The 18,201-nt window shown below is 72.2% G+C and carries 20 protein-coding genes; 17 read left to right on the top strand and 3 right to left on the bottom strand.

Translation table 11 applies throughout. From position 1 onward, the window contains the following. Nucleotides 1-81: 81 nt before the first annotated feature. The 14 genes from AB0I59_RS33455 to AB0I59_RS33390 all read left to right on the top strand — a co-directional run bounded on the left by AB0I59_RS33455 (nt 82) and on the right by AB0I59_RS33390 (nt 11,783). Nucleotides 82-819, top strand: coding sequence for a FadR/GntR family transcriptional regulator (locus AB0I59_RS33455; protein WP_061259181.1), 738 nt, complete (start codon nt 82-84; stop codon nt 817-819). A gap of 94 nt (nt 820-913) precedes the next feature. After that, entirely contained in the window at nt 914-1,435 is a 522-nt protein-coding gene (locus AB0I59_RS33450; protein ID WP_061259182.1) for a MaoC family dehydratase, read from the top strand. After that, on the top strand, nt 1,435-2,469 hold the full coding sequence (locus tag AB0I59_RS33445; protein ID WP_061259183.1) for an LLM class flavin-dependent oxidoreductase: 1,035 nt from the start codon (nt 1,435-1,437) through the stop codon (nt 2,467-2,469). The genes AB0I59_RS33450 and AB0I59_RS33445 overlap by 1 nt, the downstream gene beginning before the upstream one ends. Continuing rightward, entirely contained in the window at nt 2,466-3,668 is a 1,203-nt protein-coding gene (locus AB0I59_RS33440) for a CaiB/BaiF CoA transferase family protein (protein WP_061259184.1), read from the top strand. Before AB0I59_RS33445 ends, AB0I59_RS33440 begins: the two co-directional genes overlap by 4 nt. Next, nucleotides 3,665-5,074 carry an MmgE/PrpD family protein gene (locus AB0I59_RS33435; protein ID WP_358139242.1) on the top strand — a complete coding sequence of 470 codons (1,410 nt, stop codon included), beginning with the start codon at nt 3,665-3,667 and terminating at the stop codon, nt 5,072-5,074. The genes AB0I59_RS33440 and AB0I59_RS33435 overlap by 4 nt, the downstream gene beginning before the upstream one ends. Further along, nucleotides 5,071-6,234 (top strand): RidA family protein, encoded by a 1,164-nt coding sequence (locus AB0I59_RS33430; protein WP_061259186.1) that lies wholly within the window; start codon nt 5,071-5,073, stop codon nt 6,232-6,234. Before AB0I59_RS33435 ends, AB0I59_RS33430 begins: the two co-directional genes overlap by 4 nt. A 5-nt stretch (nt 6,235-6,239) precedes the next feature. Then, nucleotides 6,240-6,731 (top strand): FAS1-like dehydratase domain-containing protein, encoded by a 492-nt coding sequence (locus tag AB0I59_RS33425; RefSeq protein ID WP_358139239.1) that lies wholly within the window; start codon nt 6,240-6,242, stop codon nt 6,729-6,731. Beyond that, on the top strand, nt 6,728-7,156 hold the full coding sequence (locus AB0I59_RS33420; protein ID WP_228642515.1) for a MaoC/PaaZ C-terminal domain-containing protein: 429 nt from the start codon (nt 6,728-6,730) through the stop codon (nt 7,154-7,156). The genes AB0I59_RS33425 and AB0I59_RS33420 overlap by 4 nt, the downstream gene beginning before the upstream one ends. Beyond that, on the top strand, nt 7,153-8,301 hold the full coding sequence (locus AB0I59_RS33415; protein ID WP_061259188.1) for an acetyl-CoA acetyltransferase: 1,149 nt from the start codon (nt 7,153-7,155) through the stop codon (nt 8,299-8,301). Before AB0I59_RS33420 ends, AB0I59_RS33415 begins: the two co-directional genes overlap by 4 nt. Beyond that, on the top strand, nt 8,298-8,696 hold the full coding sequence (locus tag AB0I59_RS33410) for a Zn-ribbon domain-containing OB-fold protein (RefSeq protein WP_061259189.1): 399 nt from the start codon (nt 8,298-8,300) through the stop codon (nt 8,694-8,696). The genes AB0I59_RS33415 and AB0I59_RS33410 overlap by 4 nt, the downstream gene beginning before the upstream one ends. A 3-nt stretch (nt 8,697-8,699) precedes the next feature. Next, nucleotides 8,700-9,866, top strand: coding sequence for an acyl-CoA dehydrogenase family protein (locus AB0I59_RS33405; RefSeq protein ID WP_358139234.1), 1,167 nt, complete (start codon nt 8,700-8,702; stop codon nt 9,864-9,866). Beyond that, nucleotides 9,866-10,693: an HpcH/HpaI aldolase/citrate lyase family protein gene (locus AB0I59_RS33400; protein ID WP_358139230.1), complete on the top strand. Its 828-nt coding sequence runs from the start codon at nt 9,866-9,868 to the stop codon at nt 10,691-10,693. The genes AB0I59_RS33405 and AB0I59_RS33400 overlap by 1 nt, the downstream gene beginning before the upstream one ends. Then, a complete protein-coding gene (locus AB0I59_RS33395; RefSeq protein WP_358139227.1) occupies nt 10,690-11,163 on the top strand; it encodes a DUF3598 family protein in 474 nt (157 codons plus the stop codon). Before AB0I59_RS33400 ends, AB0I59_RS33395 begins: the two co-directional genes overlap by 4 nt. Further along, nucleotides 11,163-11,783, top strand: coding sequence for a cupin domain-containing protein (locus AB0I59_RS33390; protein WP_358139224.1), 621 nt, complete (start codon nt 11,163-11,165; stop codon nt 11,781-11,783). Before AB0I59_RS33395 ends, AB0I59_RS33390 begins: the two co-directional genes overlap by 1 nt. Before the next feature lie 102 nt (nt 11,784-11,885). Here the strand turns inward: AB0I59_RS33390 and AB0I59_RS33385 are convergent, their stop codons facing one another. Genes AB0I59_RS33385 through AB0I59_RS33375 form a run of 3 tightly spaced genes read right to left on the bottom strand, consistent with a single transcriptional unit; the run spans nt 11,886 to nt 15,354 of the window. Then, nucleotides 11,886-13,298, bottom strand: a complete 1,413-nt coding sequence (locus AB0I59_RS33385) for an MmgE/PrpD family protein (RefSeq protein ID WP_358139221.1) — start codon at nt 13,296-13,298, stop codon at nt 11,886-11,888. Beyond that, nucleotides 13,295-14,098: a cyclase family protein gene (locus AB0I59_RS33380; RefSeq protein ID WP_061259194.1), complete on the bottom strand. Its 804-nt coding sequence runs from the start codon at nt 14,096-14,098 to the stop codon at nt 13,295-13,297. The genes AB0I59_RS33385 and AB0I59_RS33380 overlap by 4 nt, the downstream gene beginning before the upstream one ends. Then, nucleotides 14,098-15,354: a CaiB/BaiF CoA transferase family protein gene (locus tag AB0I59_RS33375; protein ID WP_435831150.1), complete on the bottom strand. Its 1,257-nt coding sequence runs from the start codon at nt 15,352-15,354 to the stop codon at nt 14,098-14,100. Before AB0I59_RS33375 ends, AB0I59_RS33380 begins: the two co-directional genes overlap by 1 nt. Before the next feature lie 164 nt (nt 15,355-15,518). Between AB0I59_RS33375 and AB0I59_RS33370 the strand changes: the two genes are divergently transcribed. Genes AB0I59_RS33370 through AB0I59_RS33360 form a run of 3 tightly spaced genes read left to right on the top strand, consistent with a single transcriptional unit; the run spans nt 15,519 to nt 18,195 of the window. Next, entirely contained in the window at nt 15,519-15,869 is a 351-nt protein-coding gene (locus tag AB0I59_RS33370) for a hypothetical protein (protein WP_061259195.1), read from the top strand. 30 nt (nt 15,870-15,899) lie between these two features. Then, nucleotides 15,900-16,727, top strand: a complete 828-nt coding sequence (locus AB0I59_RS33365; RefSeq protein WP_358139218.1) for an IclR family transcriptional regulator — start codon at nt 15,900-15,902, stop codon at nt 16,725-16,727. Nucleotides 16,728-16,755: 28 nt separating this feature from the next. Beyond that, nucleotides 16,756-18,195, top strand: a complete 1,440-nt coding sequence (locus AB0I59_RS33360; RefSeq protein ID WP_358139215.1) for a dihydroorotase — start codon at nt 16,756-16,758, stop codon at nt 18,193-18,195. The last annotated feature ends 6 nt before the right edge of the window (nt 18,196-18,201 follow it).

Genomic DNA, 18,201 nt, shown 5'->3' with positions numbered 1-18,201 from the left:
CCAGAGTTACACGATGAAACGCCGTTCCGCTAGAGGGAACATGAGGCTGAGTTTCGCGCCCACTGTGGTTAGGCTGGGGGCGTGTCCACCGATCGTGTTTTGGCACCCGCGTACCAGGACCTGGCCGACCGACTGCGTGAGCAGATCCTCGCCGGGGAGCTCCAGCCGGGGGACCGGCTTCCCGTGGAGCCCGAGTTGTGCGCGATCTACGGCGTGAGCCGGAGCACCGTGCGCGAGGCGCTGCGGGTCCTCTCCAGCGAGCGCCTGCTCGTCACCCGGCGAGGGGTGGCCGGGGGGAGCTTCGTCGTCCATCCCGAGCCCGAGCACATCAGCAGCTATCTGCGCTCCAGCCTCGCGCTGTTCACCGACTCGGGTTCGGTCGCCAACCTGCTGGAGGTGCGCGGCCTGCTGGAGGTGCCCGCGGCGGGGCTGGCCGCCGCGCGCCGGACGCCGGAGCAGCTCGACGCCCTGCGGCGCACGCTGTTCGATCCGGGGCGGCTTTCTGGCGAGCACACCTACGCGGCGAACCGGCAGTTCCACAAGGCGCTGCTGGAGGCGGCGGGCAACCCGCTGCTCGACGCGGTGGCCGCGCCCGTGTTCGGCGTGCTGGAGGGCCGGTTCGCCAGGAACGAGGCGGACGACGGCTTCTGGGACCGAGTCGACAAGGACCACCGGGAGATTTACGCGTGCGTCGAGGCCGGGGACTCCCGCGGAGCGGAGCGGGCCCAGAGCGAGCACCTGGAGCATCTGCGCGCCACGTACTCCCGCATCGACCGCGAGCGGCGGGGCGAACCCGGAGAACCCACATCGCAAAACTGAAACGCTGTTAACGTCAGCGGAACAAGCCCTTGACCCTCAAACATCAGACCTTTAGGCTCTGCCGCGTAAGGACAGGTCTGGGTAAGGGGCGTCAATGGGTGTCAAGCCAGGGTGGCAAGGTCGGTTCTTCGAGGACTTCGAGATCGGCGACGTCTATCAGCATCCGCTCGGCAGAACGGTGTCCGAGGCGGACAACACCTGGTTCACGTTGCTGACGATGAACACCAACCAGATGCACTTCAACTCCGAGTACGCGGCGCGTTCGGAGTTCGGCCGGCCGCTCGTCGTCTCCACCTTCACGGTGGCGATCGCGGTCGGCCAGAGCGTCACCGACCTCACCCAGAACGCGTTCGCCAACCTCGGCTGGGGCGACATCCGGATGACCCATCCGGTGTTCGCGGGCGACACGCTCTGGAGCGAGTCGATCGTGCTGGAGAAGCGCGAGTCGGCCAGCCGCCCGCACGCCGGCATCGTCACCGTGCGCACCCGCACCATCAACCAGGACGGCAAGGAGGTCTGCTCGTTCAAGCGGACCTTCTACGTCTACCGGCGCGGCGCCGAGCAGATCGAGGGCGTGTTCCCGACGGCCGAGCAGCCGCTCACGCTGGAGGACTGATGCGCATCACGTACGGCCCCTGGGGCGAGACGCTGGAGGAGCTCGCGGACGCGGCGCGCGCGGCCGAGCGGGCCGGCGCCGAGATCGTGTGGGTTCCCGAGATGCACCGCAGCGCGATCGGCTCGGCCGCGGCGCTGACCCAGGCCACCCGCACCGCCGGCATCGGAACGGCCATCGCGCTCGCCTTCACGCGCAGCCCCATGGTGACCGCGCTCGAGGCGCTCGACATCGACGAGCTGTGCGGCGGCAGGTTCGTCCTCGGCCTGGGCACGGGCGTGCAGCGGCTCAACGAGGACTGGCACAACGTCCCGTGGGGCAAGCCGGTCGGACGGCTCCGCGAGACCGTCCGCGACATCCGGCACTTCTGGGCCAACTGCACCACCGGCGAGCCGATGCTCCTTTCGGGCGAGCACGCCCCGATGCGGATCCGCGGCTACCGCCGCCCGTTCCCGGTCACGCGCACCGACATCCCGATCTACCTCGCGGCGGTCGGCCCCGCCATGACCAGGCTCGCCGCCGAGATCGGCGACGGCTGGATCTCGCACGAGCTGTGCTCCCCGGCGTACCTCGCCGAGCGCATCCTCCCGGAGGTGGAGGCGGGGCTCGCCAAGGCGCCGGGCAAGGAGCGCGGCGACCTCGACCTCGTGGTCTCCGCCTGCTGCTCCGTGGACGCGGACGCGTCCGTCGCGCGCCGCCGGGTCGCGGGGCTCGTCGGCTTCTACGCCAGCGTGCGCAGCTACGCCGACTTCTTCGCCTTCCACGGACTCGCGGAGGAGCAGGCCGCCGTGGTCGAGACCTTCAGATCGGGACGCGGCGCCGACCACCTCGCCGACGTCGTGCCGGACCGGATGGCCGACGCGGTCACGCTCTCCGGCAGCCCGGACGACGTGCGGGCCCGGCTCGCCGCGTACGAGGGCCTCGCCGACACCGTCAAGCTCACCCCGCCCACGCACGGCCTTCCCGGGGCCGAGACCAGGGCGGCGCAGAAGTCGATCATCCAGCTCATCGCCGACATCACAGGAGGGCGCGCGTGAGACCGCTCGAAGACGTCAGGATCATCGCCGTCGAGCAGTACGGCGCCGGCCCGTTCGGCAGCGTGCACCTCGCCGACCTCGGCGCCGAGATCATCAAGATCGAGGACCCGCGCGTCGGCGGTGACGTGGGGCGCTACGTGCCTCCGTACACCGAGGGCGAGGACTCGCTCTTCTTCGAGGCGTTCAACCGGGGCAAGCGGAGCCTGTCCCTCGACCTCGGCACCGAGGAGGGGCGGGCGGTCTTCGAGGACCTCGTACGCGTCAGCGACGCCGTCTACAGCAACCTGCGCGGCGACGTGCCGGCCAAGATGCGCATCACCTACGACGACCTGAAGCACCTCAACCCCGCGATCGTCTGCTGCTCGCTCACCGGGTTCGGCATGAGCGGCCCCCGGCGGCGCGAGCCCGGATACGACTACATCCTGCAGGGACTCGCCGGATGGATGGACATCACCGGCGAGCCCGAGGGGCCCCCGACGAAGTCGGGACTGTCGATGGTCGACTACTCCGGAGGCTTCGTCGCGGCGATCTCGCTGCTCGCCGGGCTGCACGCGGCGCGCAGGGACGGCGTGGGCATGGACTGCGACGTCAGCCTGTACGACACCGCCATCGGGCTGCTGACCTACCCCGCCGCCTGGCATCTCAACGAGGGCTTCGTCCCGGTCCGCACGCGGCACTCCGCCCACCCGTCGCTGGTGCCGTTCCAGGCGTTCGAGGCGCGGGACGGCTGGCTCGTCGTCGGGTGCGCCAAGGAGAAGTTCTGGCAGCGGCTCACCGAGGTCATCGGGCACCCCGAGTGGGCGGCCGACCCCCGGTTCGCCACGTTCGCCGACCGCAGGAACAACCAGGACGTCCTGCTGCCCCTGCTTGAAGAGATCTTCAGGCGGCGCACCGTCGCCGAGTGGCTGCCGCCGCTCTACGCCGCGTCGATCCCGTGCGGCCCGATCAACGACGTCGCGGCGGCCCTGACCGAGGAGCACACCCTGGCCAGGGACCTGGTCGTGGAGACCGAGCACCCGGTCTGGGGCACCGTCCGCCAGGTGGCCTCCCCGGTCCGCGTCGGCGACGAGCGCCCGGCCTACCGGCGGGCGCCGCGCCGCAACGAGGACTTCGGCCACGTCACGCGCGGCCTGCTCGGGTACGACGACGAGAAGGTGGCGGCGCTGACCGAGGCGGGTGCGTTCGGGGCGTCCGCGTGACCGCCGCACGCGACCTCGCCGAGTGGGCGACGCGCCTGCGCCCGGACGACGTGCCCGGGGACGTGCGCGACGCGGCGTGCCGGCACCTGCTCGACGGGTTCGGCACCGCGCTCGCCGCCGGCCGTACCGGAGCGGCGGCCCCCGCGCTCGCGGTCGCCCGAGGGCTCGGCGGCGCCCCCGAGTCGGCGTTGCTCGGCACGGGAGAGCGAGGGTCCGCCGTCGCGGCGGCCCTCGCCACCGGCACGCTCGTGCACGCGCTCGACTTCGACGACACCCATGCCGGAGGGCTCGTGCACGCCACCGCCGTGGTGCTGCCCGCGGCCCTCGCCGTCGGCGAGCAGGTCGGCGCGTCCGGCGCCGAGGTCCTGGCCGCCGCCGTGGCGGGCTACGAGACGGTGTGCCGCGTCGCGGCCGCCGCGCCGCACGCCTTCCACGCGCACGGCCTGCACGCGACCATGACGTGCGGCGTGCTGTCCGCGGCGGTCGTCGCGGCCCGGCTGCTGCGGCTCGGCCCCGAGACGACCGTCGACGCGCTGGGCATCGCGGGCAGTCAGGCGGGCGGCCTGCTGGAGTTCCTGTCCACGGGCGCGTCCACCAAGCAGCTCCACCCCGGATTCGCCTCGGCCTCGGGCATCCTCGCCGCCCGGCTCGCGGCGGCCGGCGCCAGCGGGCCGGACAGCGTGCTCGAAGGGCCGCACGGCCTGTACGCGGCGCTCGCCGGTCGGACCGTGGACGCCGCGAGCGTCACGCGCGGGCTGGGGGAGACGTGGGAGACCACCCGCGTCGGCATCAAGCCGTACCCCGCCTGCCAGCTCATGCACGCGACCCTCGACGCCGTCGCCGAGGCGATGCGCGCGGCGGGCATTCAGCGGATCGAGGCCGCCGAGGCGGCCGGGCTGGTCGAGGTGATCGCCGACGTGCACCCGGACAGCGCGTCCATCGTGTGCGAGCCCGCGGACCGCAAGGTGGCTCCGCGCACACCGTACGACGCCAAGTTCTCGTTGCCGTGGAGCGTGGCGGCGCTGCTCCTCGACGGCGAGGTCACGCTCGGCACGTACGCGCCCGGCTCCCTGGAGCGGCCCGAGGCGGCCGCCCTGGCCACCCGCGTGCGCACGGTCGTCACCCCGGGTGAAGGGGTGGCCGCCGACGCGCACGGACGCGTGCTCCTGCGGTTCGCGGACGGGCGCGAGATCGAGGGCCGGGTGCCTCGCAGCGTCGGCGGCCCCGACCGCCCGCTCGGCGACGACGCGCTGCACGCGAAGTTCACCGCCAACGCCGGAGGCCCGTCCGATGAGGCGGGCGAGCTGGCCCGCAGGGTGCGCGGCCTCGCCGCCGAGCCCGACCTGTCCACCATCGTCGCACTCGCCGACCGGCTCGCCCGGCCGGTGCCGGAGGAACAGAAATGACGCTGAACGCGATCCGTCCGAGCCACTTCCCGTGGTTCCGCTACGACGGTTACTCCTTCTCCCTTGGCCTGACGCACGGCGAGGGCGCCTGGCTGTCCGGTCACTCCGCGAGCGAGTACGACCCCGAGTCCGGGCGTATCGTCGTGCGCGGCGGCATGACCGAGCAGGCCAGGACCGCCTACGCGAAGATCGGCGCGATCCTCGACGCCGCGGGGCTGTCCTTCGCCGACGTCACCCGCGTCACCGAGAACGTCACGGTCGCCGGCCTGGACGCCTACGAGGAGGCCGCCGCCGTACGCGCCGAGATCTTCGGCGCGCACAACCCGGCCGTCACCACCGTGATCGTCGAGCGTCTGCTGCGCCCGGCCGCCTTCATCGAGGTCGAGGTGCACGCGAGCAAGGGCGGGCCCGCGGCGCTGCCCGGCGGCGTGGCCGAGGCGCCGGACGGGGCGGTCTTCCTGCCCACCGTCCTGCCCGTCGACGAGCGCGGCGACGTGGTCCACGAGGGCGACCTGGTCGGCCAGTACGCCTACTGCCTCGACCAGGCCGACCGGCTGCTGCGCGGGGCCGGGCTGTCGCTGGACGCCGCCGTCACGACGTACGACTACACGACGCCGGCCACCCGCGACGTCTACCGCCGCACGCACCGCGTCCGCAAGGAACGGCTCGGCGGCGCGGGGGTCTTCCCGGGCGCCGGCGGCATCCTCATGAGCCGGCTGCACCGCCCCGGCGTGCTCGTCGCGCTCGACGTCACCGCGTCGCGGCACCCGCTGGAGGCGGTCAACCCCGGGTGGGCCCGCTACGACACCCTCACCTACACCCCCGGCGTCAAGGCCGGCGACATGCTGTGGATGAGCGGCTTCGCGTCGCTGGACATGGAGACCCAGCAGGTCCTGCACCCGGGCGACGTGGTGGCCCAGGCCGAGGTCACGTACGACGCGATCCTCCAGGTCCTGGACGCCGCCGGCACCGGGCCCGAGCACCTGCTCTCGACGATCGAGTTCGTCTGCCCCGAGGGCCTGGCCGACTACCGCGGCGTCGCCGACGTGCGCAAGCGGCGGCTGCGCGACCCGTGGCCCGCGTCCACCGGCGCGATCTGCGCGGGGCTGCTCCGGCCGGAGTTCCTGATCGAGGTCTTCCCGGCGGCGGTGCTGCCGTGAGCCTGATGACCGAGGAGATCCGCGCGCTGGTCGGCCGGGAGGTGTCCTACACCGCTCCCGAGGAGCTGGGCCGGGCCGCGATCCGGTACTTCGCCCGCGCCGTCGGCGACGACAACCCGCTCTACACCGACGACGCGTACGCCCGCGAGCACGGGTACGACGGCGTCATCGCGCCGCCCACGCTGATCTGCGAGACCAACCAGTACGCCGACCTGCCGCCGGACGCCGACGGCTACGCCGGACACGACTGGCACATCGACATCCCCGGCAGCCGGAAGGTCCGCGGCGGCAACACCTACACCTTCCACGAGCCGGTCCGGCCGGACGACGTGATCACCGCGACCTGGCGGCTCGACGGCGTCACCGAGCGGCGGAACTCCGCTGGGCAGGAGATGCTCGTCGTCTCCTCGGTCGCCACCTACACCAACCAGCACGGCCGGCTGCTCGTCACGAACGAGGAGACCATCATCTTCGTCGCACTGAAGGAGGAGCGGTGACCGGGCCCGAGGTGACGGTCGGCTCCGAGGTCGCACCCCTGGAGCGGACGATAGAGCTGCGCGACATGGTCGCCTACGCCGGGGCCACCTGGGACTGGCACCGGATGCACTACGACTTCGAATACCTGCAGAAACGAGGGCTGCCCGCGCCGGTCGTGGACGGGCAGGTCTTCGGCGCGCTGCTCGCCGAGCAGCTCCAGGACTGGCTCGGCCCGCGCGCCGTCGTGCGCCGCCTGCACTTCCGGTTCAAGAACCTCGTGTTCGCGGGCGAGACCGTCCGCTGCACCGGCCGGGTCATCGCGGTCGAGGGCGACACCCTCAGGGTGGAGCAGCGGATCGTGATCATCGACGGTGACGAGCCGGAGCGGGTGGCGGTCGAGCCCGCGGGGGCCGAGATCGTCCTGCGCGCCGAGGAGGCGCCATGAGCACGGGTGTGGCGATCGTCGGAGCCGCCGAGAGCGACCTCGGCGTCACCGGCAGGTCGATCCTGGGCCTGCAGGCCCAGGCCGTCAGCCGGGCGGTCGAGGACGCCGGCCTCACCCTCGCCGACGTCGACGGCCTGGCGACCACGGGCGTGTCCCGGTTCTCTACGACGCAGGTGGCCGACTACCTCGGGCTGCGCCCGTCCTGGACCGACTCGACCTTCGCCGGCGGATCCGCGTTCGAGATGTACGTCGCCCGCGCCGCGCAGGCCATCGAGGCCGGCCAGTGCTCGACCGTCGTCATCTCCTACGCGTCCAACCAGCGCTCCGCCAGGTCGCGGTCGCTGGCCGGGGTGGTGGAGACGCACACGCCCGAGGCGCAGTTCGAGACGCCCTACGGGCCGCTCTATCCGATCTCCTACTACGCCATGGCCGCCCAGCAGTACCTCCACCGGTACGGCGGGAGCCGCGAGGCGCTGGCCGAGGTCGCGGTCGCCGCCCGCGAGTGGGCGCTGCTCAACCCGGCGGCCTTCCGGCACGGTGCCGGCCCGCTGACCGCCGCCGACGTGCTCGCCGCCCCCATGGTGTCGACGCCGCTGACGACGGCGGACTGCTGCCTGGTCACCGACGGGGGAGGCGCGGTCGTCCTCACCTCGCTGGATCGGGCGCGTGACCTGCCCAAACCGCCGGTACGGGTGCTGGGCTACGGCGAGTGCACGACCAACACGTCCATGACCGCGGTGGACGATCTGACCGTGACCGGCGCGGTCGAGTCCGGGCGGGCCGCCTTCGCCAGGGCCGGTCTCGTCCCGGCTGACGTGGACGTCGCCGAGGTCTACGACTCCTTCACCGTCACGGTCGTGCTCACGCTGGAGGCACTCGGGTTCTGCGGCCGGGGCGAGGCGCTCGACTGGATCGCCGGAGGCCGGATCCGGCCCGGCGGCGACTTCCCGCTCGACACCTCCGGCGGCGGCCTGTCCTACTGCCATCCGGGCCAGTACGGCGTGCTGCTGCTGGTCGAGGCCGTACGGCAGCTGCGCGGCGAGTGCGGCGCCCGGCAGGTGCCCGGCGCGGAGGTCGCGCTCGCGCACGGCACCGGCGGCATCCTGTCCACGCACGCTACCGTCCTGCTGGGAGTGGACCGATGAGCGCGGAGGTACCCGAGCCCGACGAGGTGACCGGCCCCTGGTGGGAGGCCACCCGCCGGCGAATCCTGCTCGTCCAGAGCTGCGGCGCCTGCGGGCACACGCAGCACCCGCCGCGCGCGCTGTGCACCGGCTGCGGTTCTGACCGCCACCTCGACTGGGTCGAGGCGTCGGGCGCGGCCGTGGTCGACGCGTGCACCGTGGTCGAGCGGGCGATGCCCGGCTTCGCCCCGCCGTACGTCGTGGCGCGGGTCCGGCTGGCGGAGGGCGTGCTGCTGCTCAGCAACGTGGTCGCCGACGATCCGTACCTGCTGGACACCGGCGATCGGCTCCGCCTCGACTGGCGCCCGCTGCCCGACGGGCGCGCACTTCCCGTTTTCGTACCTTCCGAGAGGTGACCCGTGGACTTCGAGCTGAACGAGGACCAGCGTGAGTTCCGCGCGCTGCTGCGCGCGTTCGTCGACAAGGAGATCGTGCCCGTCGCCCGGGACTGGGAGCACTCCGGCCGCTACCCGACCGAGATCGTCGAAGGCTTCAAGCAGATGGGCCTGTTCGGCGTCACCGTCCCGGAGAGCTACGGCGGGCTCGACCTGGACCCGGTGTCCTTCGCGCTCGTCTTCGAGGAGATCTCGCGCGGCTGGATGGGCGTGGCCGGGATCCTCGGCAGCCACTCGCTGGCCTGCCGGATGATCGCGACGCACGGCACGGAGGAGCAGAAGGAGCGCTACCTTCCCGAGCTGGCCACCGGCGAGCGGCGCACCGGGATCGGCCTCACCGAGCCCGACGCGGGCACCGACCTGCAGGGCATCCGGACGACCGCCCGCCTTGAGGGCGACCACTACGTGGTCAACGGCAGCAAGACGTGGATCACCAACGCCCGGTACGCCGACCCGCTGCCGGTGCTGGTGAAGACCGACCCGGCCGCCAGCCCGGCGCACCGCGGGATGAGCATCCTGCTCGTCGACGCGGACACCCCCGGCTACCAGGTCACCAAGGACATCCCGAAGCTGGGATACAAGGGCACCGAGTCCTGCGAGATCGTGCTCGACAACGTCCGGGTCCCCGTGGCCAACCTGCTGGGAGGCGTCGAGGGCCGCGGCATGCAGCAGGCGCTGTCCGCGCTCGAATGGGGCCGGGTCAACATCGCGTCCCGCTCGGTCGGCATCGCGCAGCGCGCCTACGACGAGGCCCTCTCCTACTCCCGGCAGCGCAAGGCGTTCGGGCGGCCCATCGCCGACTTCCAGGCGGTCCAGCTCCAGCTCGCCTCGCTGGCCACGACGCTCCAGGCCGCCCGGCTCATGGCGTACTGGGCGGCGGACCAGGTGCGGCGCGGCCGGGCCGACACGCAGACGGGAATGGCCAAGATCTTCTGCTCCGAGGTGGCGCTGCAGGCCGCCATCGACGCGCTGAAGGTCCACGGCGGGTACGGCTACTCCACCGAGTACGAGGTGGAGAGGCTCTACCGGGACGCGGTGCTGATGAGCATCGGCGAGGGCACCAACGACGTGCTGCGCACCGTCGTGGCCAAGTCCCTCACCCGCGGCGACGTGAAGGTCGGGTGGGCGTGATGAGCGCCCGCTCCCACCTCTACGTCCCGGGCGATGCCCCGGAGAAGCTCGCCAAGGCGCTCACCCGGGGCGCGGACGCCCTGATCGTGGATCTGGAGGACGCCGTACCGGCAGCCGGGAAGGACGCGGCCAGGGAGGCGGTGGCCGGCTGGCTGCGTACGGCCGATCCGGGGCCGGCGGAGATCTGGGTCCGGGTCAACCCCGGCGACCTGCGCGAGGCCGACGTACGGGCCGTCGCCACCGCCCCGGCGTTGACCGGTCTGGTCCTCGCCAAGGTCGAGACGGCGGAGGAACTCGCCGACGTCGACGCCCTGCTGACCTCCCTCGGCGCGGATCGGCTGCCGGTCGTCCCGCTCCTCGAGTCGGCCGCCGCCGTACTGCGGGCGCCGCGGATCGCGGCGGCTCCCCGCGTGGCCCGGCTCCAGGTCGGCGAGGCCGACCTGCGCGCCGACGCGGGGATCACTCTCGGCCCCGACGAGCGCGAGCTGCTCTGGGTCCGCTCCCAGGTGGTGCTGGCCTCGGCGGCGGCGGGCATCGACCCCCCCGTCGGTCCCGTCTCCACCGACTTCCGCGACCTCGACGCGCTGCGGGACTCGACGGCCGCGCTGGCCCGGCTGGGCTACGTCGGCCGGGCCTGCATCCACCCGGCGCAGATCGCGGTCGTCAACGAGGTCTTCACCCCGGCGGCCGAGGAGGTCGCCTGGGCCGGCGACCTCGTGGACCGCTTCGAGGCCTCGGGGTCGGGGGTGCTCCTCGACTCCAAGGGACGCATGGTCGACGAGGCGATCGTGCGCCAGGCACGCAGGGTACTCAGGAGGGCACGTTGAACACGACCAGCGGGAGCATCACCAGCCTGCGCGAGCGCCTGTCGTCCGTCACCGGGGTCTGGGAGGGCACCTACACCCACCTCACCCCGGGCGGCACCCTGCTGGAGACGTACGGCTCGCGGCAGGAGACCCGCCTGGAGGGCGACCGCTGGTACGAGCGGGTCGTCTACCTGCGCGAGGGCGCGGAGCCCGAGGTGCTCGACTTCCGGGCCAGGTTCGAGAGCGAGGACGACCTCGTCTTCGGCTCCACCGACTTCGAGGGCCGGGCCCGGCTGGTCGACGGTCGCTTCCTGCTGTTCCCCTACCGGTGGTCGGCCGAGCCGGGCGTCGAGGTGGTCGAGCTGATCACCTTCGCCGACGAGGACTACCGGTCGCGGCTCTGGAAGCGGTTCCGCGACCGGCGGCTGGAGCAGATCACCGTCGTCGAGGAGCACCGCGTGCACGGCGGGATCCCCGAGGTGTGGCACTGATGGCGGCCGTCCGCGTCGTCGCGCTCGACGACGCCGACCTGCCGTGGATCGACGTGACCATGCCGGCGTCGTCGTCGGCCGTGCGGCTGGTCAGGCTGCACGCCGACGCGGCGACCGGTGCCTCGGTGTCGCTGGTCCGCTTCCCTCCGGGCTGGACCAGGCCGGGCACGGGCCACTACACCTGCGCCGAGGAGTTCGTGGCGTTCGACGGCGAGATCTCCGTCAGCGGGTCGCGCTTCGCGGCCGGCGCGTACAAGTACCTGCCGTCCCACGCGAGCAGGGCGGACAGCTTCGCGGGCGAGGACGGCTGCCTGGCCGTCGCCTGGTTCTCCGGCCCGCCGGTCTGGCGCGACGGGATCGCGGACGACGCTCCCGGCCCCGACCGGGCCGCCGCGCCGGACAGCTCCGCGCCGCTCGGCTCCGCGCCGCTCGGCTCTGTGCTGCTCGGCTCCGTCGCGGAGTTTTCCCGCCGCCTGCCCGGAGACGCGCGGGACGCCCCGGCCGGGTACGACGCCGTCTTCCTCGACGCGCGCGCCTGGGCGTACGTGCCCGAGGGCGAGCCGTTCCCCGACCTGCCCGGACGGGTCCTCGTCCGCCGCTGGGGCCGTACCGGCGGCTGATCTACGGAACCACCGCTCCGGAACCACAGCTCCGGAACCACAGGGAAGCCCTCCCGGCCTCTGGCCGGGAGGGCTTCGTTTCTGTGTCCGCTGTGCCGGTGACTACCGGCCGATCACGGTGGTGTCGAGGAGGCCGGCGACGCTGCCGCGCTCCGCGAGCCCGCGTACCTCGCCCGCGAGCGCCTCGGCCGCCTCGGACGGCAGCACGCGGGAGGCGTTGAGGGCGTACTTCGTCCGCAGCTCGTCGAACGTCAGCGGGTGCTCCGGCCCGCCCCGCGAGGAGTGGACCCGGTGCTCCAGGGTGCTCCCGTCCACGGTGCGGACCCGCAACACGGCGGAGAAGGCCCGGGGGAACTCCTCGCCGCACTCCTCGTCGGCCACGACGCGCACCTTGGCGGCCAGCGCCAGCCTCCGCTCGTCACGGAAGGCCGACTCGGCGAAGTCGTCGAGGTGCAGGCCGAGGCCGCCGCCCCCGATCAGGGCGCTGGCCACGGTGTACGGGCCGGAGAACTTGGCGTGGTACGGCGTACGCGGCCGCACCTTCTCCTCGTACGGCTCGCCGATCGTGCGAAGGGGAGCCGCCGCCACGCCGAGCTCGATCTCCGCCACGTCCTCGGGCCGCAGTCCCTGGGCGCGCAGGGCGAGGGCGGCGTCGATGCCGGGATGGGTGAAGTGGTTCGAGGGATAGGGCTTGTAGACCGTGCGCAGCAGCTCCCACCGCTCGCCCAGCCCGTCGGTGATCGCGTCACCGTCGTAGCGCCCGTCGAGGAACGCCTCGAAGAAGCCGAAGCGCCCCTCGAATACCGTCGGAGGACCGGTCACGCCTTCCGCGGCCATGGTGGCGGCGACGACGCCCGCGTGCGCGGCCCAGCCGCAGTGCACCCGCTTCACGGTGCCGCCGGTGCGGTTGGCCTCGATGACGCCCGCGCCCATGCTGGCCGCGATGCCCATGGCGTGGCCGATGCCGTCCGCGGAGAGGCCCATCAGCAGGGCCGCCCCGGCGGCGGCGCCCACCGTCCCGCAGATGGACGTGGCGTGCCAGCCCTTCTCGAAGAAGAGGGAGTTGCGCAGTTCGGGGATGTAGGAGGCCATCCCCAGCCGGTTGGTGATCTCGTCGCCCACCGCCACGGCACGGCACAGCTCGGCGCCCGACGCGCCCACGGCCTCCGCGACGGCCAGCGTGGCGGGGACGACGGAGGCCGACGGGTGGAGGACGGAGGGCAGGTGGGTGTCGTCGAAGTCCAGGGCGTGCGCGAGCGTGCCGTTGACCAGCGCCGCCGAGGGCGCGGGGAGGGACAACCCGCGGCCGATGACGGAGGACTCGCCCGTGCCGCTCCACCGCTTCGCCATCCGCAGCACCGCCTCGTGCGGCTCGGCCGGATCGGTGAGCTCCTGGGCGGCGAGGCAGTTCCCGAAGGTGTCGAGCACCCGTCCCGTCACGTCGGCGGTGACGGCGTCCGGCAGTCCCTCGCGGGCGTCGGCGGCGAATTCGGCCAGCGCCGAGACGATGGTCATGCGGCGAGCACCGCGAGCGGTCGCACCGGCGCGCCGGTGGCGCCCACGACGGGCAGCGGGTTGAGCACCAGCAGGAACTCGGCGACGCCGAGGCCGAGCAGTTCGGTGAGGCGCATCGTCTCGACGATGTGCACACCCGCCTCGACGAGCAGGATCCGGTGCACGGGCAGCGTGGAGTGGCCGCGGCCGGGCGCGATGCGCTCGAACGCGATGGTCTCGCCTCCGGCCACCGCGACGCCGTGGTCGACCAGCCAGCGGGCCGCGTCGGGGCCGGGGCCGGGCACGCCGCCCTCGTCGCCGACGAACCGGGTCGGCCGGTCCCACTCGCGCGACCAGCCGGTGCCGATCAGTACGGCGTCTCCACGCTCGACCCGCACGTCCGCCCTGCGCTGCGCGGCTTCCAGATCGTCCGGCGTCACCTCGTAGCCGGGCGGCAGCACGTCCACTCCGTGCACGGCGGCCACGTCGAGCAGCACACCCCGCCCGACGTACGGCGCGAAGGTCTCGATGCCGTACTGGGACAGGCCGTGGTGCGACTGGATGCCCGCCGCCTCGACCTCGCCGTACACGTACCCGTCCTGCGAGACGTGACCGAGGGCGTCGACGTGCGTGCCGACGTGCCCGCCGGTGAGGATGACCTCGTTGGCCGCGGATCCGCCGTCCTCGCGGACCATGTCACCGTGCCTGCGCTCGATGACCATCCGGAACCGCGGATGGTTCGGCGACTGGGGCATGCCCGTGCGCATCGGTTGCGCGAGGTCGACGACCTTGGCCCCGTCGAAATGCCGCCACAAGGACATCACACAACTCCCTTGTCCCGCAGGGCGGCCAGCTCGTCGGCGCTCACGCCGAGGCCACCCCACACGTCTTCGTTGTCGGCGCCGCGCGCGCGGCCCGTCCATCTGATCGAGCCCGGCGTCTCGGAGAGCCGGAAGAGCACGTTCTGCATGCGCAGCGGCCCGAGGTCGTCGTCGTCCACCGTCGTGATCGTGTCGAGCGCCCGGTACTGCGCGTCCTCGAACACGTCACGGATGTCGTAGATCGGAGCCACCGCGGCCTCGGCCTTCTCGAACTCCGCGACCACCTCGGAGAGGTCGTGCCGGGCGATCCACCCCCCGACGTACTCGTCGAGCTGGTCGGCGTGCTCGGCCCGGAGGGCGCCCGAGGAGAACCACGGTTCGTCGATCACCTCGGGGTGCCCGACGAGGCGCATCACACGTTCCGCGATCGAGTTGGCCGAGGTGGAGATGGCCACCCAGCGGCCGTCCTTCGTCTGGTACGTGTTGCGCGGGGCGTTGTTGACCGAGCGGTTCCCGGTACGCGGCTGGAGCCGGCCGAGCTGGTCCCACACCATCGGCTGCGGGCCGAGGAGCGTGACCAGCGGCTCGATGATGGCCAGATCGATCACCTGGCCGCGGCCGCTGCCGCCCGGCCGGTCACGGTGGTGCAACGCCATCATGACCGCGTTCACGCAGGTGAGCGCGGAGATGCCGTCGGCCAGCCCGAACGGCGGCAGCGTGGGAGGCCCGTCGGGCTCGCCGGTGACCGCGGCGAAGCCGCTCATCGACTCGGCGAGCGTGCCGAACCCGGGTCGCTTCGCGTACGGGCCGAACTGGCCGAAGCCGGTGACACGCGCGATGACCAGGCGCGGGTTGATCTCGTGCAGGGTCTCCGGGGACAGGCCCCACCGCTCCAGCGTGCCGGGGCGGAAGTTCTCGATGAGCACGTCGGCCCGTGCGATCAGCCGCTTGAGCAGCTCGGCGCCCTCGGGGCGGCCCATGTTGGCGGTGACCGTGCGCTTGTTGCGGCCGAGCATCTTCCACCACAGCCCGATCCCGTCCTTGCTCGCGCCGTGGGTGCGAGAGGGATCACCTCGGTCGGGGTGTTCCACCTTGACGACGTCGGCGCCGTAGTCCCCGAGGATCGTCGCCGCCAGAGGTCCGGCGAACAGGGTGGCCGCGTCGACGACCATGACGCCGGCCAGCGGTCCTGCGGGCGTTCCCGGCTGGTCAGCCGGCGCCGATCGTTCACTCGGAACGATCTGCTCTGCCTCCACGAAACGGCCTCCTCAACTGTGTTCCTGCTGGTCTGAGCCGATAGCGCATCCCCGGGGCAGGCGTTCGCGCTCGCCGGGGGGCTTCCCAAGCTATTGAAACAGCGTTACTGTCTGCGGAACAAGTCCACTGTACATATCGCACTCGGAAGGGCAGGCGGCCCTCGATGATCTATCTCGTCTACCGGATGAGGCTCGGTTCGCGAGCCCGCGATGACATGCGGGGCTTCTGGAACTGGCTGGAGGACCGGGAGAGCTGGTTCTACCGCGATCTGCCGATGGTGCGCGAGGTGCGCTGGTACTACAGCGTCGTCGGTGACGTGTACGTTGTCGAGAACTGGGCCGCGTTCGACGACGAAGCCGCCTGGGGCGAGTACCGCTCCGCGCTCGCGACTCTCAAAGCCGATGACGCCTGGGAGACGCAGCGTGTCAGCCAGAACGAATGGTGGGACTTTCTCGACACGCGAATCGTCACCGATCTTCCGGTGAGGGTCGGATTTCGGCGCCAGGATGGTTGATCAAACCTAGCTGATCTCCTGGAGGAAAACATGCCGACCAAGAACCGTGACACCGCGTCCGGCGAGACGCCCGCGCGGGAGAGCACCGGGCAGGCCATCGCCACCGTCGAGCGGGCCGCGGACGTGCTGATGCACTTCGCCGAGACCCCCTCGGCCACGCTCGGCGTGACCGAGATCGCCGAGGCGCTCGGGATGTCGAAGGCCGCCGTGCACCGGATACTGGCCTCGCTGCGGGTTCGGCGTCTCATCGAACTCGACCCGGTGAGCAGGCGTTACTCCCTGGGAGTCGGCGCCATGCGGCTGGGCCTCGCCTACCTTGACCGCCTGGACATCAGGCGCATCGCCGCGCCGGAACTGGTGGCCCTGTCCCAGCGCACCGACGAGACGGCGACCCTGTCGATCCGTACGGGATGGACCCGGATCTACGCGGACCAGGTGACCCCTGCCCGCGAGGTCATCATGAGCGTCTCCCTCGGCGTGCCCTACCCCCTGCACGCGGGCGGTTCGTCCAAGGCGTTCCTCGCCTTCCTGGCGGACGACGAGATCGAGGCCTACCTGTCGGAGGCCCCGCTCGAACCGTTGACCGGCAAGACGATCGCCGACGTCCCGAAGCTGCGCAAGGAACTCGCCGTGATCCGCGAGAGCGGCTGGGCGCAGTCCTTCGCCGAACGTATGTCGGGTGCCGCCTCCGTGGCCGCGCCCGTCCTCGACCACCACGGCCGGCCCGTGGCCGTCATCAGCGTCTGCGGACCGCTGGAACGGTTCCGCGAGGAGGTCGACGCGTGCGTCGAGGCACTGCTTGATTCCACTCGACGACTGTCCATCCAGATGGGATGGACCGAACCAGAAAGGGGGTGACGGCCGCCCACCCGGCCGGCCGTCGCGTATGTCCCGTTACGATCTGCTTGTCAAAGGCGGCACCGTCGTCCTCCCCTACCACGGAGAGATCCGCGCTGACCTGGCGGTCTCCGGAGGGAAGGTGGCGGCCCTCGCGGAGGACATCCCCACCTCCGACGCCGCCGAGGTGGTCGACGCCAGGGGGAAGGTCGTCCTCCCCGGGGCCGTCGACGCCCACTTCCATCTCGGCATCTACCGTGACCTGGCCCTCGACGCCTTCGAGGAGACCCGCTCGTCCCTCGTCGGTGGCGCCACGACCGTGCTGTCCTACTTCCGTACCGGCTCGCACTACCTCGACCGGACGGGATCGTACAAGGAGATCTTCCCCGAGGTCCTCAACGCCGTCGCGGGCCGCGCCTGGACCGACTACGGCTTCCACCTCGCGCCGATGACGGTGGACCAGATCGCCGAGATCCCGTACCTCGTCGAGGAGCACGGCGTCTCGTCGTTCAAGTACTACATGTTCTACAAGGGCTTCGACCTCGCGGCGAACAGCCGGGACGCACGCTCCTTCACCATGGGCGACGAGTACGACCTCGGCCACCTCTACCTCCTCATGGAGCAGGTGACCGCGGTCCAGCAGGCCAACCCCGGCCTGCGCCTGTCGCTGTCGCTGCACTGCGAGCAGTCCGAGCTGATGAGGGTCTTCATCGACCGGGTCCGCTCGAACGGCGACCCGCAGACGCTGCGCGCCTACCACGAGGGACGCCCGCCGCTCACCGAGCGGGTGGCCATCGGCGAGGCCACCACCCTGGCCAGCCACACCGGCACCAACCTCAACCTGCTGCACCTGTCCAGCCGTGAGGCGGTCGACGCGGTCGCGCTGGCGCGCAGGTCGTTCGGCGCGGTGGACATGCGGGCCGAGACCACGCTGCACCACCTGTGCCTCGACCACGACAGCCTCGACGCGGAAGGCGGCCTCGGCGGCAAGGTCAACCCGCCGATCCGCACCAAGGCCGACAACGAGGCGCTGTGGGAGCGCGCAGCCGACGGCACGATCGACTGGGTGGCCTCCGACCACGCCTGCTGCATGGAGGCGGAGAAGGGCGACCAGCTCTGGCCCGCGCGTCCCGGCTTCGGCGGCACCGCCCTGCTGTACCCGGTTCTGTTCTCCGAGGGCCACCTCAAGCGCGGGATCTCCCTGTCCCGCGTGGCCGAGCTGGCCTCGGCGAACCCCGCCCGGGCGTACAACCTGTGGGGCCGCAAGGGCAGCCTCGCGGTCGGGTTCGACGCGGACCTGACCGTGGTGGACCCGGCGCTGACCCAGACGGTGACGGCCGAGGCGTGCCTCTCCGGGCAGGACCACTCCCCGTTCGAGGGCGTCGACCTGACCGGCTGGCCGGTGACCACGGTCGTCGGCGGTCAGGTCCGGTTCCGCGACGGCGACGTCGTCGGCGAGCCCGGCGGACGGTACGCGCGCCGCGCATGACAGACG

The sequence above is a fragment of the Microtetraspora glauca genome (assembly GCF_040656155.1).
Lineage (GTDB): Bacteria > Actinomycetota > Actinomycetes > Streptosporangiales > Streptosporangiaceae > Microtetraspora > Microtetraspora glauca.
The sequence above is the reverse complement of the archived record's forward strand: the minus strand, read 5'-3'. Positions and strand labels throughout refer to the sequence as shown.

Coding starts and splice junctions, on each gene's coding strand:
- AB0I59_RS33450 (WP_061259182.1), top strand. CDS start 914: ATGGGTGTCAAGCCAGGGTGGCAAGGTCGGTTCTTCGAGGACTTCGAG.
- AB0I59_RS33445 (WP_061259183.1), top strand. CDS start 1,435: ATGCGCATCACGTACGGCCCCTGGGGCGAGACGCTGGAGGAGCTCGCG.
- AB0I59_RS33430 (WP_061259186.1), top strand. CDS start 5,071: ATGACGCTGAACGCGATCCGTCCGAGCCACTTCCCGTGGTTCCGCTAC.
- AB0I59_RS33425 (WP_358139239.1), top strand. CDS start 6,240: ATGACCGAGGAGATCCGCGCGCTGGTCGGCCGGGAGGTGTCCTACACC.
- AB0I59_RS33415 (WP_061259188.1), top strand. CDS start 7,153: ATGAGCACGGGTGTGGCGATCGTCGGAGCCGCCGAGAGCGACCTCGGC.
- AB0I59_RS33410 (WP_061259189.1), top strand. CDS start 8,298: ATGAGCGCGGAGGTACCCGAGCCCGACGAGGTGACCGGCCCCTGGTGG.
- AB0I59_RS33400 (WP_358139230.1), top strand. CDS start 9,866: ATGAGCGCCCGCTCCCACCTCTACGTCCCGGGCGATGCCCCGGAGAAG.
- AB0I59_RS33390 (WP_358139224.1), top strand. CDS start 11,163: ATGGCGGCCGTCCGCGTCGTCGCGCTCGACGACGCCGACCTGCCGTGG.
- AB0I59_RS33385 (WP_358139221.1), bottom strand. CDS start 13,298: ATGACCATCGTCTCGGCGCTGGCCGAATTCGCCGCCGACGCCCGCGAG.
- AB0I59_RS33380 (WP_061259194.1), bottom strand. CDS start 14,098: ATGTCCTTGTGGCGGCATTTCGACGGGGCCAAGGTCGTCGACCTCGCG.
- AB0I59_RS33370 (WP_061259195.1), top strand. CDS start 15,519: ATGATCTATCTCGTCTACCGGATGAGGCTCGGTTCGCGAGCCCGCGAT.
- AB0I59_RS33365 (WP_358139218.1), top strand. CDS start 15,900: ATGCCGACCAAGAACCGTGACACCGCGTCCGGCGAGACGCCCGCGCGG.
- AB0I59_RS33360 (WP_358139215.1), top strand. CDS start 16,756: ATGTCCCGTTACGATCTGCTTGTCAAAGGCGGCACCGTCGTCCTCCCC.